Genomic DNA, 17,085 nt, shown 5'->3' with positions numbered 1-17,085 from the left:
ATGACATTGTTTGTTTTCTGGCTTTTGTAATTTGTTAGAAAAAATACTTGTATCTATATAAAACCATCTAGTTTATGACTAAATATATGTGTTTTTTCTCTAAAAACAGATGGTTTTAGAGAAAAGATATCTAGTTTTACACTAAAAACAAGTATTTTTCTTTAAAAAACAGATGAATTTGAGCTGGAAACAAGTGTTTTTAGTAAAAGTCAAAGTGTTTTGGCTTTAATAATAGTTAATTCTTCTTTAGATTTGCCTGCAATAGCCTCTTTTATTGTTGATTTTTTTATTTTGTAATTTTTAAATGTTTTTTTTAATAAATTTTGATTTTTCCTTGAAAATTCCTAAAAGTTTTTTTACCTTTTTATTATCGGTTTCTAGGTTGAAATCTAAAAAAGGAGAGTAAATGGAAATTGACAGAACTTCTGTTGATTTTAATCCTTTAAAGTTTGCGTTGCAAACTATTTATCAACTTATGCTTCGTAAAACATTTTTCGAAGCGGCTTAAAAAATTAATTCTAAAGAGAGGTCTTTGTCTTAATTTTTTAAAGGAGAAGAACAATGGGCAATACGTTTGCACAGAAAATGAGCGACGCACGGCTGATGTCAGCTGGCATTAAGGCTCACAAAGAGGAGCTTGCAAGTGTAAGCTTAGGAGAAGAGAAGGCTTTGGAACTTGATAGCATTGTTGCAAATCTTCAGAATCTTGACAGCAAGCAGGAGAAGCTTAAGTCTGATCTAAAAACTTGTACTTTGGACATTGCTGAAGAAACTAGAAGACTAGATTTGCATATCAGGGATGCAAGAAAGCGTGTAAAACTGACTATTCCACAGACGGGATGGCAGGAATTTGGAATAGCTGGCAAGAAATAGCGGTTATTTAAAACTAAGCAGCAGACTGTTTAATAGGAACAAGCCTTTAGACAGCCTGCTTTATTTTATAATGTATTTATTTTCTTAGAAAAAAAACACTTTACTGAAAAAAAATTCTGTGAAAATCTACTTTTTGTCTAAAAATAAGAAATTATGTGCTATATTATTAGTCTATGAATTTTAGTGAAGATAAGATTTCAGAAGTTATTGCGGCAAATATAGAGAATATTAATTCGCTTTTTGTCTTTCCCACTGATGTTGTTCAAACAAGCTGGATAAACTGGGCTATAAAAAATACGAATGAATCTAGAGTAAAAGCTTTTAACCTTGATCAGTTTACAGCATGGGATAAATTTAAGTCAGATTATTTAAAGGCTGCCGATGAAAATCTTATTTGCATTCCTCCTGTTGTACGAAAAGTTTTTGTTCAAAAAATTCTTTTAGAAAACAATGAGCAGCATTTCTTTAAAAGAATTGTTTCTTCTGCGCCAGAGTTCAAAGACAATGTTTTTAGCTTTACAGACTGGATTTCAAAGATTCTTCCGTCATTAAAACTTTGGAATGTGCAGTTTGAAAAATATTGCGCTTTAGGAAAAATTCCTGATGATGAGGATAATGACTACAAAAAGCTTTTTGAGCTTTACAAAGAATTTTTGGCACAGAACAATTTTTACGAGCCTTCTTATCTGGATTCAAATTTCAAGAAGAATAAAAAGCATATTTTTATTTTTTATCCAGAGATTCTTGAAGACTTTGCAGAATTCCAAAATATTCTTTGTGCAGAAGAAAATGTAACATTGGTTTGTATTTCCAAAAATGAGCAGACTGGAAAATGTGTTTTTTATAATGATGCTCGAAAAGAAATTAGAATGCTCGCTCTTAGGCTTAGACAGCTTCATCTTGAAAAAATTGATTTGCGTACAGTGGCTGTCAATGTTCCAGACTTAGAAAACATTAGACCTTATTTGGAAAGAGAACTTTCAATTTATTCTGTTCCGTTCACTGTGCGTGCCGGAGTTCCATATACAAAAAATTGCGGAGGAGATATTTTTCAGAAAATAAAAGACTGCGCTTCTTCTAACTTTTCTTATGACAGTGTGCGTTCATTTTTGCTTGATGGATATATTCCATGGAAAAATTTTGATTTAAATGAGCGTCTTGTAAGAGTTGGAAATGAAAAAAGATGTGTATGCAGCTATGAAGAAGGAAAATCTATAAATGATATATGGCTTTCTTCACTTGATGATGGAAGTGCAGAAAAAGAATTTTATCTAAAAATCAAAGATACTGTTTTGCAATTTGAAAATGCATCTAGTTTTCAAAAACTGAAATTTGCATGGGACAATTTTAAAAATAAATTTGTTGATGAAAAAAAGTTTAATGAAGAACGTTACAAGACAACAGATAAAATTCTAGGACGGATAATTACTGACTTAAACAACCTTGTGTCTATTGAACATGATTATCTTTCAAAAATAAATTACAAATTAAATTCTGTATTTGATTTTTTTATAAATGAAATCAATCAAAAAACTTATACACCTAATGAAAAAAAATATGGAGTTAATATTTTTCCTTATAGACTTTCTGTTTGCGCGGATTTTGAATATCAGTTTGTAATAAATGCAACCCAAAAAGATATTTCTGTTCCTTTTAGAAAACTTGGATTTATAAATGATGTTGAAAAACGTGCGTTGCTTGAATTAAATGAAAAAGATGCTTCTGTTGATTTTATAAAACTCTATTGTACCCAGCAAAGAAGTTTAAAAAACAAGCAGGTGTTTTTTTCTGCGTCAAAAAAAACATTTTCTGCTTCTGCGATTATGCACACTGCGCTTGACTCCTGTGAGCAATCAGATGAAAAAAATCTTGAGCAATTTGATTTTATTAATAATGAAAAAAATGATTTTAAAGACGGCATTGTTTCGGATCGTGTTTTTTCAGAAATGCAGCAGAAATCTTTTTATAACTGGAAAACTATTTTTGTATCAGGTGATTCTTCTTTTATGTCTGATTCACTAAAAAATAAAATCAATGCAGAGCTAAAAGATAAAGGAAAGAATTCAAATCTTGAAAGAGTAAAAATTTCTCAAACTGAATTGAAAAGTTTTTTTCCTTGTCCAAGAAAATTCATTTTTACAAAAGTTTTGAGTTTAAAAGAGGATTCTTTAGATGTAGACCTTATAAAAAATTATGAAGCTGGTGTACTTGTTCATAAAATGATTGAACTTGTATGTAAAAAATTTCAGGATAAGAACGGAATTTATCAGGGAAAGATTCCTGTATTCAATGATGAGATTTCTGTGCAAATTGAACAGTTGATTTGTTCTGCTTTTGAAGAAGCTAAACTTCATGCAGGATTTTCAAGAAGTATGCTTGCTCTTAAGATTATTGAAAGCCAAAAGAAACTTATCTGTAAAAATGTATTTTTGTTTTTCAGGCAGTTTTGCGCGTTGCCGGATTATTCTAGCAAAAAAGGAAACAAAAGTTTTGGAGGCTATTTTATTGAAGGAGTTGAGTTTGAGAAAGAGGTTCCTTGTAATTCAGATCGGTTTGATTTCTTTGGAAAAATTGACTGTGCGCTATTGAATCCTGATGAACCTGACGAGCTTTTTATCATTGATTACAAAACTGGTTCTGCGCCCTCTATAAAAGATTGCATTTTTAATGCGGATTCAATTCCAGTCTTAGGAGATTTTCAAATGGCTTCGTACGTAAAACTTTTGGAAAACAACCAAATGAAAGTTTGTTCTGCCATGTTTTACAAAATAAAAAAAGATTCTGCGGATAACTTTGATGTTGTGCAAATTATTTCAAAACTGCCGAGTGCAAGAAGCCATAACACAGATAGAGAAGGGTTTGAAAAAACTTTGTCAGAGTTTGAAATTTTTGCAGAATACTTTTATGAGAAATCTTCTGAATTTGACTTTGAGCCTAAGAATTTTCAAATGGATAAAGAGCACGGTGTAAATGTTTACAAAGACTGCATGAAGTGCGGATTGAATTCAATTTGCAGAACATCATTTAATATTGCAAGAAAGGAAATTTTATGAGAATTGATTATAATTTTTTAAATGAACCTTTAACTGAAAATCCAGCTAGCTCCAAGTCGCCTGATGTTTTTCAGATTAAGGCAATAACAAAAAAAGATAACGCAGTTGTTTCTGCAGGCGCTGGTTCTGGAAAAACCGATGTTCTTGCTTTGCGTTATGCTTTTTTACTTATGACTGATGAAAATATACGTATAAAAAATATTCTAGCTCTTACTTTTACAAAAGAAGCGGCTTCTGAAATTTATGACCGAATATATAAAAAACTTAATGCATTTGTAAAGTTTCTTGATAATGATAAATATCCAAAACAGGTAAAACTTGCAAAAAGAGCATTGGATGAATTTGCAGATGCTAAGATTCAAACACTTGATGCTTACAGTGGTTCTCTTGTAAGAATTGCTGCTAGCCGCTATGGAATTCGTCCTGACTTTACAACTGGTTCTTCATCTTGTGATCGTGCAGTTGAAGATGCTGCTCTTCCGTTTGTTTTAAAGCATAGAACAGAAGAATGCTTTAACGTTTATTCTATGCCTGGAAAAATTGAAGATTTTGCGGCAAATTATTTTTCTGCTCCAGTGCTAAAATGTACTTCTGTTGCCACTCGTAAAAATTTTTTCTCGGATAATTTTCAAATACAAAAGGCGCAAATAATTGAAGAATGGAATTCTTTTTTTGACGAAAATGAAAATTCTATAAAATCTCAGTTTGAAGATTTAAAATTGCTTTTAAATGAATCTGATGAAAAAAATACTTTTGTAAGTGAGTTAAAAGAATTAGTTGATAAAAATGATTTTAAAGAAGTCAAAAATAATTTTTTGCTTGATTCTTTAGATGAAAAAAATGCAAATTCTTTTTCTGCAATTGCACAAGATTTTTGTTCAAGTATAAATTCTATTTGCTCAATAAACATGAACAAAGGCGGAAGCAAAGGATCCGTAAAAGAAATAAAGGAAATTATAAAAAAAATAAGAGAAACAATTCCTATTGTTGTTTCTGTTGTAAATTTTATAAAAAACTTTTCTGCGCAAAAAAGAATGTTTGAGCTCCTCGATGAATTTCTTGAAGAAGTAAATAATACCAAGCGCATTTCTGGAAATCTTTCTTTTAAAGATGTTGGTGATTTGGCTTTAAGGATTCTTATTGAGCAGCCGGACATCAGAAAGCAGCAGAAAAATCTTATAAAAAAAATAATGATAGATGAGTTTCAGGATAACAACAAAAAAAACAAGGAGCTTTTGTTTCTTATTTCTGAAAATGATGGCAAAGAGCTTTTAGTCGAAAATAAAACTGAAACTGAATTTTTTATTGAGCTTGAAAAAAATATTTCCACAGAAAAACTCTTCTTTGTTGGAGATGAAAAACAGTCAATTTATAAGTTCCGAGGAGCAGATGTAAGCGTATTTAATGAGTTGAAAAAATCTTTAAAGGACAATTCTGGTTGTGAAGAAAATGTCAACTTGAACATGACGAACAATTACCGCTCTTCTGTTCCTTTGCTTTACTCGTTTAATCTGATGTTTGGAAACTGTAATAACAATCAGCCTTTGAATGAAACAGAAATTCCATCTTTGTTTTATTCAGAAGAAAATGGAATTGCAAATGTAAAAAGTTATGAAGCTGAATACAAGCACAATGCTTTGAAAAAAAATGAACTTCCTGCTTCCGTTAGTGCAAACAATGTTCCTGTTCATTTATGTCTTTTAAATACAGGTGAAAATGAAGATGGAAGCAGTTTTTCTGATTTTGTAAACTACGGAAAGTGCCTTAGTAAAGAGGAAACAGAAGCGTATTTTATTGCTAGAAAAATTTATGAGCTTTCAAAAAATGATTCCAACTTTAACAATTATGCAATTTTGGATAATTCTCGCTCAGGAAGATTTTATTTGCAAAGGTATCTTTCTATTTTCAATATTCCTTACACAGTTGATCGGCAGACAAATGTTTTTTCGGAAGGAATTGTAAATGATTTTTACTGTTTTTTAAGATTTTGCGTCTATCCTTCAGATTCAAATGCATTTGCGGCTTTTCTTTCTTCACCATTTGCCGGAATAAGCATGCAAGGTGTTCAAAATATTTTGTCATCATCAGTTAAAAAAACAAGAAATTCTGAAATTCTTTTTTCTGCATTTGAAGAAAATGATTCGCTCTTTCTTTCTGATTCTGATATGAAAAAATATTTAGCTGCGAAAAATTTTTATGAAGAACTGCGAGATGACATTCTTTCTCAAAGCCTTACAAAATCACTTGAACTTTTGTGGTATAAAACTGGATATTATTTTGAAACAATTCTAAACAGAAATCTCTCTCTTTATTCAGAGCAGTTTGATTTGCTTTATGAAACTGCGCGTCAGGCTGAAAACGAAGGAAAAAGTATTTCTTGGTTTGTTGATCAGCTCGGAATTGCAAAGAAAAAAGAAATTTCGTCTTATATGAATGATGAGAGTGTTGAGCTTGAACTCAAAGAAATTTCTTATCCGATTGAAAAACCAGATGCTGTAAAAATTATGACAATTCATCAGAGTAAAGGTTTGCAGTTTAGGCATGTCTTTGTTATTGGAATCTGGGGAAATCCTAAGGCGCAGACAATAGGAACTTTTTTCTTTGATGAAGACGGATTTGATGGGAAAAATGCGACTGGAGTTTCTTTATGCGCTTTGGGCGAAGGCGGAAATTATTTTTCGGTGCGGCAAAAAGAAGATTCAGCTTTAAGAGAACTTGCTGAGCAAAAGAGAAAAATTTATGTTGCCATTACACGTGCAGAAGAAGACGTGCATTTGGTTGGAAGTCTTTCAAGAAGCAAGGAGTTAAAAAAGTTTGACGACTCTGACAACGCTGAAAAAAAATATGATGGTCCTCTTTCCTTGATGCATAAACTTTGCCGCTTCTATTATCAGAAAGAACTTTATGCCGATAATGATTTTTCTTTTGAGTCTTATTGCAATGAACCTGTGTTTAATAAAAATGGCGCTCCTTTTGATTTTATAAAGATAAATCCTGTTTCTACAAAAGTCCGTGCAGATGACAAAATAAATTTAGATGAACTTAGACAAGAAAAAATAAAACTGTTTTCTGCTTTCTATGACAAAATTCCTTTTGAAAAAGACATTAATTTTCCTCTGGAATTTTTTGATAAAACCCAAACGCCAAGCGGTCTTGAAAAACTGCTTCCAAAAACAACTGTAAAAATAGACAACGCATTTAAAATAAATGAAGAATATTCTTCTGTTGATTTGATTTTAAAGCCAGATGTTGGTGATTCAGAAGACAATGAAGAGGATTCTGCTTCTAGTGAATTTAACTATGCTGACTTTGGAAAACTTGCGCATTCTTATCTTGAATCTTTTGTTTCTACAGGAAATATTTTGAATGCTGAAAACTTTGTTGACAGAATTGTTGCAAAGAAACTTTCTGAAAATCAAAAGGCCAAAGAAATTCTTTTAAAGACTGTGGTTTCTATGTGTGAGGCTTTTGAAAAAAGTGAGCTTGGAAAAAAAGTTGCAGATGCAAAAAATTCAAATCGTCTATGCAAAGCTGAAAATAAATTCAAGCTTCTTATGGATGACACGATTTTTACGGGCTCAATGGATTTGATTTTTCAGGACTTAGATCAAAAACTCTTTATAGTTGACTATAAAACTGACCGCATTGCAAAGCCAGAACTTTATATTGAACAGCTTTCTTGTTATCGTAAAGCCGCTTCTGAAATATTCCATGTCGATGCAAAAGACATAAAAACTTTTCTTTATTATCTTCGCTACGACAAGGAAATTGATATTTCAGCTTATACTATATGATTTTTTAATATGAAATGATTGCTTCAAAAGAAACTGACTCTGGCGTTTTCCCAAGGAACGTTATTTTATTTTCTTCTTTAAAGCCGAAAATTTCAACTTTATCATTGAGCATTGCTTCCTTTGCAAAATTTATTTTGAAATCTTTTGGTTTTCTTGCGCGGAATTCTTCTGGAATTGCATCTTCAACAAATGCTGCGTATCTTGAATTGTTTGTGTGCCCATTTGCATCCAAGTCTGAAAACTTTATTGTTCGTGTGTCCCAAAGCTCTCTTTTTTCAGGCTGAAGAATTTTGTCCGGCTTGTCGCAGTCAAGTTCAATGCAAAACTCAGGAGGAGTTCTTAGCGCAAATTTTTTTGTTGGAAGAATTCTGCGTTCATTTATATCGACTAAAAGCCACGATGATTTTCCAGAAACTAAAACATTTTTATTTTCATCAAGAATTTTATAGCCGCGCATAAGTTGAAGAGCCTGCGGTTTTTCTTCCCAAGTTTCAACTTCTATAAATTGATTTTCTTTTGGCCATTGATGAATTCTATATGAGCACCGTGAAACAAGAATTCCAAATCCTCTATCTTTTAAAATTTCACGCGACATTCCGCGTTGCCTGTAATCTTCAACTGCAATATCAGAAGTTATTTTTAAAAGCTCGTGCAGGCTCAAGTCTTTGTTTGCGTTGCATTGGCTGAAATAAATATTTGACTGAACATGAAAAATGCTTTTATTTTCTTCAAAAAACGATTTATATTCCATAAAAAAAGTTTAATGAATTTTTTGTAAAAATGGAATCACAATGCATTTTTTTTTATTTTTAAGTAATAAAAATATTAAGAGTGCTTAACGCATTAAAAAAAAATATATAGGGGGATTTATGAAATTGAATCGGTTTGTAAAACAATTAACTCAGGTGTTTTTTGTTTCTACGGGACTTTTGTTTGCTGTTACTTTTTCTGTTTGTCCTATGTCGTGCCGTTCTTCTGTTGAAAGTCTTGAACTTTTGTCTGGGGATTTTTCTGTTCCCAAGATAACAAAGTTTTGCGCCACTTCTTCTAATTCTGCGCGCATAGATTTTTCAAGAGAAGTTGAGTTGAAAAACACAGAGCTTTTTTTGACAAATGAAATTTCAAGCTTGGGAAATGCAGAATGTAAATATGAAGAAAATTCAGTTTTGCTTGAGTTTCAAAACGAAACTGTAATTGGAATTGATTACAAAGTTGAAGGCATGGCTTTTGATTCATCAGGAAATTCTTTAACTTTCAGTGTTCCATTTAAGGGCTTCAACAGCAATCCTGCAAAAGTTATAATTACGGAACTTAGAAATGCTTATGGAACTAAAACTTCAAATGGGGAAAAAGTTCATCGCAGCGAGTTCGTGGAGCTTTATGTTTTAAAAGACGGAAATCTTTCTGGACTTGAAATTGTGAGTGCGGCAAATGGCGACAAAACAAAATTTGTTCTTCCTGCAGTTGAAGTAAAAGAAGGCGATTATGTTACCATGCACATGAGAATGATTATTGCTGAAGGTCTTGATGGCGAGGGAATGCACAATGAACTTGAGGATAACTTAAGGCTTTCTACGCATGAGGATTCTTGCGATACTTCTAGGGACTTGTGGAGCGGATGTACAAAAAAACCGTTTGCTGCTAGTGATATAGTTGTTTTAAGAAATTCCAATACTTCTGAAATTCTTGATGCTGTTGTTTTTGCAAAATCAGATTGCACCGAATGGAAAAAAGGAATTTCTGATTTTGCCTCTGTTGTTTCAGAAAGCGAAATATGGCAAGGCGGTGCTTATCTTGAAAATGCAGTTTGCTGCGATAACATTTCACCAACAAAAAGTCTTTCACGCCAAAATCTAAAGGAAGCCATTGCATCATATAAAAACGGTCAGCCTATAGTAAACGGAAAAGACTGTTGGATTGTTGCAAAAACTGCAACTCCGGGCTATAAGAACTCAGATATTCCGTATATAAAAAAATAAAAAGAGTCGGCTGCTAGAAGTTTGGAATTTCTTTTTTGCGTGTGTATTTCCAGTCTTTTGCATGGCTATTTGGAATTTTGCCTTCTATGCGGTCGTTTTCTTTTTGAAGCTGAAATTTTATCATCTGCTTAAAAACTGTCATAAGAGGCTCTGGCGAAATTTCTTTATTCACGATTTCAGTTGATTGCAACTCTTTAATCAGATAGTAGCAAGTTTCAATTGTAGAAACGCAATATTCCTGCGGCTCGTGCTTAAAAGTGAAAATGCTTTTGTAGTTTCCAGTGAATGAAAATTTAGGCAGAGAATTTATATTTGTGCTGAAACGCAATATTTTTTTTGAACAGAACCAAGTTGAATCCACGATTATTGCAAGCAGTTTTTTTCCTTGTATTGTTTCTTTAAATCCTTCTTTGCTGCAAGTCCAGGCATCTGGTGAAGGGTAGAGCAAAACAGGATAATACTGCGGGTCATTTAAAAGTTGTTCTAGGCGTTTGTTTTTTGTAAAGTCGATTCCCATAAGAATCTCACTTTCGGGAAGACAAAGAGATGCTAAGCGTCCTGTTCCTGTGCGTTGCTTTTTTGCCTCTTTTGGATGCATTAGAAATACAAATTTAATTCCGCAGTTTATAGGAGCTGTGTATTTGCAGTAGCATGAAGAAACAGGTCGCATACATTTAAAGCAAAGCTGCCTGTAATTTTCATTGTCATCCTGAATTTTCATAAGCTCCTCTTTTTTTTTAATGAAATTTTAATTTTATTTGCTTGTTTTAAAATGTAAAAACCCCGGAAAATTCCAGGGCTTCAATCACAATTAGTAAGCTGATTTAGAATCATGCGGCTTGTGGTTTTTTTTCAAAAGCTTACGAGCCAATGATTTGTTTTTGCGATTGAGGATTGTAGAAGGTTTTTCGTAATATTCGCGCTTTTTGTATTCACGGATAATGCCTTCTTTTTCAACCATTCTCTTGAAGCGTTTGATTGCCTTTTCGAGGTTTTCATTCTCATCAACATTGATTGTTGCCATGTCTTTGTTCACCATCCTCACCAACGAAATATCGCAGGGAACTAAATTATGAATAAAAAAACGAATAATGTCAATGTGGTAAATGCTTTTTGCGCAAATTCCGCATTTTTTTTTAGCTGTCTAAAACGCTTGTGTCTAGCAATTCAAAGCCTGAAACAAGCTCCTTTGCTATTTTTACAATTTCGTCTTTGTCTTTTTGCGTTTTTCCTTCAATATTGAGCGGCATTACAGGATCGTGAAGTGAAAGACGTAACAAAAGCCAGCCTTCTGCATTTTTGTCATGGAATGAAATTCTCACGCCTTCAAAATTTTCAGGAAGGTCAAAGTGGCTTTTTATTGCGCGCGATTTGAATTCTTCAAGGACTTTTTTTCCGTATTGCTTAAAATCTTCTGATTTGATTTTAAATCTGTATTCCGCTTCAATTCCAGCCGGCGGAAGTTCTGAAATAAAGCTTTCGATTTTTTTGTTTTCCTTGGAAGCTTTTGCAAGTGATGAAATAAGTTTTACGGCAAGGAAAGCTCCGTCGTCAAGATAGTAGTTGTCTTTTAAAGCTCCATGTCCGGAAGTTTCCATTGCAAGCGGAGAAACAATTCCCTTTTCGTTAAGCTCGCGACATTTGTCAATTACATTTTTATATCCGCGCATATAGCGAAGATGTTTTAGTCCAAGTTTTTTTTCAAGGAAGAAAGTCAGGCGATCACTTGTTACAGAATCGGTTACAATTGTGCTGCCTGGAAAATCTGGCGCAAGTATGGCTGAAAAAAGTGCGATTATAGAATCACGGTTGACTTCTTCTCCTGTGTGAAAAACCGCGCTCATTCTGTCAACGTCTGTGTCAAAAATCAAACCAAGATCTGCTTTGTTTTGAACTGTGGCTTTTTGAATTGCCTGCATTGCCTGCTTGTTTTCTGGATTTGGAATGTGATTTGGAAACATTCCGTTTGGCTCAAGAAATTCGCTTCCTTCTGTGTTTGCCCCTAGCGGAATTAAAATTTTGTCTACAAAAAATCCTGCGTCTCCGTTTCCTGCATCGACAACAATTTTTAATCCTGAAAGCGGTTTTTCTGATTCAGTTGAATTTAGTTCTTTGCAAATTGTCTGCTTTAAATGTTCCGCATAAAGTGAAAGCAAGTCGAAAGTTTCCGTGAACGGAGATGAGTTTTTTTGCAGAGTTAGATTTTGTGCGGTTTTTAAAATTTCCTCGATGTCTTCATGCTCAAGTCCGCCGTCTGCATTAAAAAATTTAATTCCGTTTCTGTTGAATGGCAAGTGGCTTGCAGTAATCATAAGTGAGCCGTCAAACTTTGTCTTGTCAAAAACAATCGACATGAACATTGCCGGCGTTGTTGCAAGTCCGCAGTTTACAACTTTTGCGCTAGTTGAAGAAATTCCTTCCGCAGCGGCAAGCGCAAGTTTTTCTCCCGTGATGCGTGCGTCTCGTCCAATTCCAATTTTAAGTTCGGCTGCATTTTTTCCGCATTTTTTTTCAAGCCACAAAGCGAATGCCTGGCCTATTAAGTTTGCTGCTTCATCTGTAAGATTTACATGTTCATCTTCAACGCCTTCTATTGCAATTCCACGCACATCGCTTCCGTTTTGCAGTTTCATCAAATTAAGTTCGGACATATTTTTCCTCTTTAGAAATTTCAAAATTTTTTTTATTCTATATATTTTTTTTGCGGTGGTCAAACTCTGTTCTTTTTAGCTTTTAAAAATTCCATTTATCAAATTCCATGCTACAGAACCTGGACACGGCAGCTGTGATTCTGGCGGAAGTTCAGTTCTTTTAAACCAGCGGGCTTCAAGGATTTCAGACTCTTGAATTTTTATTTCGCCGCTTTTGTATTCTGCAGTGAACGCTAGCATGAGCTGATCTGGAAATGGCCAGGCTTGGCTTCCGCAGTATTTTATGTTTTGAACTTCAATGTTTGTTTCTTCTTTTATTTCACGTGCGACACATTGCTCAAGAGTTTCTCCTTGTTCAACAAAGCCTGAAACGCAGGCGTAATTTTTGTATGCGGAATTTTTATTTTTTACAAGAAGAATTTCTTCTCCTTTGGAAACGAGCGTTATTGTTGCTGGCTCTATCCGCGGAAAAAATTTTGTTTTGCATTCCGGGCATTTTTTTGCTGATTCAATTTCGTCATCAATTAATTTTTCTTTGCATGAAGGGCAGAATTTGAATTTGCTCCTTTGCTTTAAAATGCTTGAGGCTCTTGAAGCGAGAAATGCGATTTCTTTATGCTCAAAACAAAATTGCCGGACGGAAATAAATTTGCAGTTTTCAGGAACTAAAGGATTTTCTTTAGCCAAAGCTGCGGCGCATGAAAGATTTTTTTCTATATACCAGTCGTCTGAAAAAGTTTCATTTGCAAAGAATTCAAACTCCTTTTTTGAAATAAAAGAATTGTCTTTTACTAGAATTTCATTTCCTCTGCAAACAAAAAAATAATCTGCTTCAAAAGAATTTGGCTTTGTAATAATCGGCATAAAAATTCTCCAGTCAATTTTTAAAACGGCATCAACAAAAAAAGACCGCCACAAAAATGACGGTCTTAGTCTAGCAAAAGATTTTGCAAAAGTTCAAGTGTGAATTAGTTTTACAATTAAATTACAAAACTGGTTTCATACTTGTCATGTAGCTTCTAAGTTTGCGTCCGACAACTTCAATCGGGTGGTTGCGGATTTCTGCGTTTACTTCAACGAGCTGGGTGTTGTTCACGCTTGTGTCCTTGAGGTCGAGTCCTTTTCCGATAACGTCTGTGTGGAGTTTCGGCATAAGGTCTTTCGCCATCATCGGGGCTGCAACGCGGCTGAACAGGTAGCATCCGTATTCCGCTGTGTCTGAAATTACGCGGTTCATCTCGTAGAGGCGTTTGCGGTCAATCAGGTTTGCGATGAGCGGAACTTCGTGCAATGATTCGTAGTAAGCTGATTCAGGTTTGATTCCTGCGTCAACCATTGTCTCGAATGCAAGCTCACATCCTGCTTTTACCATTGCTACAAGCAGAATTCCCTTGTCGAAATATTCCTGCTCTGTGATTTCTTCTTTTGACTCTGGAGTTGACTCAAACGGAAGTTTTCCTGTCTCTTCGCGCCAAGTGAGCAAGTCGTGGTCTTTGTTTGCCCAGTCCTGCATCATTGTTGAAGAGAATTTTCCAGAAATGATGTCGTCCATGTGCTTCTGATAAAGCGGTGTCAAAAGTTTCTTGATTTCCTTTGAAAGCTCGTTCGCGCGGATTTTTGCAGGGTTAGAAAGACGGTCCATCATGTTTGTGATTCCGCCCCATTTCAAAGCCTCTGAAATTACATTCCAGCCGTGCATCAAAAGTTTTGTCGCGTATTCAGGAGCGATTCCCTCGCTTACCATTTTGTCAAAGCAGACGATTGTTCCGGCCTGCAACATTCCGCAGAGAATTGTCTGCTCGCCCATAAGGTCTGATTTTACTTCCGCAACGAATGAAGACTCAAGAACACCTGCCTTGCTTCCGCCCATTCCGACTGCCAAAGCCTTTGCATAAGCCCAGCCTTTTCCTTCTGGGTCGTTTACAGGGTGAACCGCTATAAGGTCTGGAACTCCGAATCCTCTCTGGAACTCGTGCCAGACTTCCGTTCCCGGTCCTTTAGGCGCGCACATTACAACTGTGATGTCCGGGCGAATCTGCATTCCCTCTTCAATCATGTTGAATCCGTGAGAGTACCACAAAGCCGAGCCTTTCTTCATTCTCTTCATAACTTCTGTGATAACTGCTGTGTGCTGCTTGTCCGGAGTAAGGTTTCCAACAAGGTCAGCAGTTGGAATCAATTCGTCGTAAGTTCCGACCTTGAATCCGTTTTCTGTCGCGTTTTTCCAAGACTGGCGTTTTTCAGCGATTGCAGATTCGCGCAAAGCGTAAGAAACATCAAGTCCAGAGTCGCGCAAGCAAAGTCCCTGGTTCAAGCCCTGAGCTCCGCATCCTACGATTACGATTTTCTTGCCTTTGAGAGCGTTCACTCCGTCAGCGAATTCCTCTTTTGCCATTGAGCGGCAGTGTCCGAGCTGCAGGCGAGCCTCGCGCCACGGAATTGAATTAAAATAATTGTTTCCCATAAAAATCTCCTGTAAAAAGTCAGAATTAAGATAATGATTTGATTTTAACACTGAAAATAAAATGCGTAAAGTGCAATGTAAGAAAGTTTGTGTTGCATTTTGTGCATTGTTTTGCTTGCGTTATTATAACGTTTGTAGAAATTACATACTTTCAGTTTGCGTTATTTTTTCTTGCTCAAGATTTTTCCGGCGGCGACTGTTACGGCAAAAATTATGAGCATTACAGGCAGCGTGTTTCCGAGGATAAAATTCCAGCTCAATGAAATTCTGTAAAGCGCGAATCCCAAAACCCAGATTACGGCTTTTTGCAGGTCGATTTTTTTTGCTGAACTGTCATTTTTCAGGACAAAGAAATCTGCAATCTGAATTGAAATCATCGGGGCAAAGACCGATCCGATTAAATACAAAAAATTCGTGATGTTGTCCATCGGAAGGAAAACCGCTCCTATTGTGCCGAGCGTAGTTACAATCAGCGCGACAGTTTTTCCGTTTGGCTTTGAAGAAATTGTCTCAAATGAAATTCCTGCTGAAAATGCGTCAAGAAATGTTGTTGTTACAGTTGAAAGAATTACGATTACAAGCGCTGCCCAGCCAAGTCCTGACTTTAAGAGAATGAGTGAAATGTCTGTTTCCGAAGTGAAGATTGCAGCTCCCATTCCAATCAGGTACATCCAGCAGCTAGTTGCTCCGTAGACAAGGCTGCTCAAAAGTGAAGACACTACAGGCTTGTTGCTTTCTTTTGTGTAGTCGCTGATTAAAGGAAGCCAAGACAATGGCATTGCGGCCGCAAGTTCTATTGCCGCTCCAAAACTCATTGCTTCTTCCTGAGTGGAATTTACAACTGAATTGTTTCCGCTGAAAAAAATTATTTTGCACAGAACAACTGTAAGAATAAAAAGGGCGGACAATGATGCGATGTTTAGCTTGCTTACATTTTTTATGCCAATAAAAATCCAGGCGGCTATTAAAAGTCCGATTACGATTGCCCAGAGCCATTTTCCGTTTTTAAAAATTCCGTTTATTGAAAGCGCGCCGTCGTAAATCATAATTCCAGTCCAGCCTGTAAGTTGAAGAATATTCAGGAGCGCAAAAAATTTGCTTCCAAGAATTCCAAAGCTTCCCTTGGTTGTTTCCATTGAACTTCTTTTTGAAAATGAGCCTATGCTTCCGGCAAGAAACAAAAGCGCGCATCCGATGATGTGTCCTAAAAGAATTGCGAGTATTCCCTTTGAAAATCCCAGCGGCGCAAAATATGTTCCTGTTATAATTTCAGCGATTGAAACTCCGGCTCCAAACCAAATTAATGCCATGTTTAATTCTTTTGATTTTATGTTCATTTTAGTATTCTCCGTTTATTCTGAATGCGTGGTTCATCGGACCGCTTCCTTTTCCAAGGTCTAGCATTGCTCCAAGGCAGCCTGAAATATAGTCCTTTGCTTTTTGAACTGAAACTTCAAGGCTTTTTCCTTTTGCAAGATTTGAAGCTATTGCGCTTGAAAGTGTGCAGCCTGTTCCGTGCGTGTTGGTGTTGTTTATTTTTTTGCCCTTGAACCATTTTTCTGTTCCGTCTTGAAATAGCAAATCGTTTGCGTCGTTCAAGTTGTGTCCGCCTTTTAGTAGAACTGCGATATTGAATTTTTCGCTTATTGATTTTGCGGCTTCTTCCATTTGCTCTTCTGAAGAAATTTTTTTACCGCAAAGAATTTCAGCTTCCGGAATATTCGGAGTGATTACAGTTGCCAGCGGAAAAAGCTCGTCGCATAATGTTTTTACAGCGTCATCGGAAATCAGCTTGAATCCGCTTGTTGAAACCATGACAGGGTCAATGACAATGTTTTTTGCGTTGTAGAATTTCAGGCGGTCTGCAATTACTTTGATAAGCGGCACAGAAGAGACCATTCCGGTTTTTACAGCGTCCGGAAAAATGTCCGTGAACACGCAGTCCAGCTGGTCTTTTAGAAATTCGGGCGTGGACTCCAAAATTGATTTTACGCCAGTTGTATTTTGGGCAGTCAATGCAGTAACAGCGCTCATTGCGTAAACTCCGTTCGCTGTCATTGTCTTGATGTCTGCTTGAATTCCGGCGCCTCCGCTAGAATCAGATCCAGCGATTGTTAATGCAATTTTCATTTTTACCTCCATGGTTTGAAAACAATCATTATTTTTTATAGCGGCAAAAGTGGTGCTCCCAGTTGTCGCTTTGTTTTAGAAATTCGAGTTTTATAATTTAATGTCATTGTCGCACTTGACCCTGCGATGTTTCTGAAAGAA

12 protein-coding genes are annotated in these 17,085 nt (G+C 35.6%); 4 read left to right on the top strand and 8 right to left on the bottom strand.

What is annotated here, in order from left to right; all coding sequences use genetic code 11:
- The first annotated feature begins 561 nt into the window (after nt 1-561).
- The 3 genes from B3209_RS02485 (at nt 562) to B3209_RS02475 (ending at nt 7,720) form a co-directional block, all read left to right on the top strand.
- A complete protein-coding gene (locus B3209_RS02485) occupies nt 562-873 on the top strand; it encodes a hypothetical protein (RefSeq protein WP_295798431.1) in 312 nt (103 codons plus the stop codon).
- A gap of 173 nt (nt 874-1,046) precedes the next feature.
- Nucleotides 1,047-3,926 carry a PD-(D/E)XK nuclease family protein gene (locus B3209_RS02480; protein ID WP_296663602.1) on the top strand — a complete coding sequence of 960 codons (2,880 nt, stop codon included), beginning with the start codon at nt 1,047-1,049 and terminating at the stop codon, nt 3,924-3,926.
- Entirely contained in the window at nt 3,923-7,720 is a 3,798-nt protein-coding gene (locus B3209_RS02475; protein ID WP_296663598.1) for a UvrD-helicase domain-containing protein, read from the top strand. Before B3209_RS02480 ends, B3209_RS02475 begins: the two co-directional genes overlap by 4 nt.
- 4 nt (nt 7,721-7,724) lie before the next feature.
- Here the strand turns inward: B3209_RS02475 and B3209_RS02470 are convergent, their stop codons facing one another.
- Nucleotides 7,725-8,471 (bottom strand): acyl-[acyl-carrier-protein] thioesterase, encoded by a 747-nt coding sequence (locus B3209_RS02470; RefSeq protein ID WP_296663595.1) that lies wholly within the window; start codon nt 8,469-8,471, stop codon nt 7,725-7,727.
- Nucleotides 8,472-8,589: 118 nt separating this feature from the next.
- On the opposite strand from B3209_RS02470, the gene B3209_RS02465 reads away from it, so the two are divergent.
- Complete coding sequence (locus tag B3209_RS02465; protein ID WP_296663592.1) at nt 8,590-9,699, top strand: hypothetical protein; 1,110 nt, start codon at nt 8,590-8,592, stop codon at nt 9,697-9,699.
- A 13-nt stretch (nt 9,700-9,712) separates the two neighbouring features.
- Here B3209_RS02465 and B3209_RS02460 read toward each other — a convergent pair whose 3' ends face one another.
- The 7 genes from B3209_RS02460 to thiD form a co-directional block, all read right to left on the bottom strand.
- Entirely contained in the window at nt 9,713-10,420 is a 708-nt protein-coding gene (locus B3209_RS02460; protein ID WP_296663589.1) for a tRNA-uridine aminocarboxypropyltransferase, read from the bottom strand.
- Between the two features lie 90 nt (nt 10,421-10,510).
- On the bottom strand, nt 10,511-10,723 hold the full coding sequence (gene rpsU / locus B3209_RS02455; protein ID WP_013700886.1) for a 30S ribosomal protein S21: 213 nt from the start codon (nt 10,721-10,723) through the stop codon (nt 10,511-10,513).
- Between the two features lie 112 nt (nt 10,724-10,835).
- A complete protein-coding gene (locus tag B3209_RS02450) occupies nt 10,836-12,350 on the bottom strand; it encodes a phosphomannomutase/phosphoglucomutase (protein ID WP_296663586.1) in 1,515 nt (504 codons plus the stop codon).
- A gap of 75 nt (nt 12,351-12,425) precedes the next feature.
- Nucleotides 12,426-13,214, bottom strand: coding sequence for an NAD(+) diphosphatase (nudC, locus tag B3209_RS02445; protein WP_296663582.1), 789 nt, complete (start codon nt 13,212-13,214; stop codon nt 12,426-12,428).
- 121 nt (nt 13,215-13,335) lie between these two features.
- Nucleotides 13,336-14,814: a ketol-acid reductoisomerase gene (gene ilvC, locus B3209_RS02440; protein WP_296689735.1), complete on the bottom strand. Its 1,479-nt coding sequence runs from the start codon at nt 14,812-14,814 to the stop codon at nt 13,336-13,338.
- A 161-nt stretch (nt 14,815-14,975) separates the two neighbouring features.
- Entirely contained in the window at nt 14,976-16,151 is a 1,176-nt protein-coding gene (gene cytX / locus B3209_RS02435; protein ID WP_296663930.1) for a putative hydroxymethylpyrimidine transporter CytX, read from the bottom strand.
- 1 nt (nt 16,152) lies between these two features.
- On the bottom strand, nt 16,153-16,944 hold the full coding sequence (gene thiD / locus B3209_RS02430; protein ID WP_296663927.1) for a bifunctional hydroxymethylpyrimidine kinase/phosphomethylpyrimidine kinase: 792 nt from the start codon (nt 16,942-16,944) through the stop codon (nt 16,153-16,155).
- Nucleotides 16,945-17,085: the final 141 nt, after the last annotated feature.

It is taken from the genome of Treponema sp. UBA6852 (genome assembly GCA_002449305.1).
In the GTDB taxonomy this organism is placed as follows: Bacteria; Spirochaetota; Spirochaetia; order Treponematales; family Treponemataceae; genus Treponema_D.
Note: the sequence above shows the minus strand (reverse complement) of the source record. Positions and strands in the feature narration are given on the sequence as shown.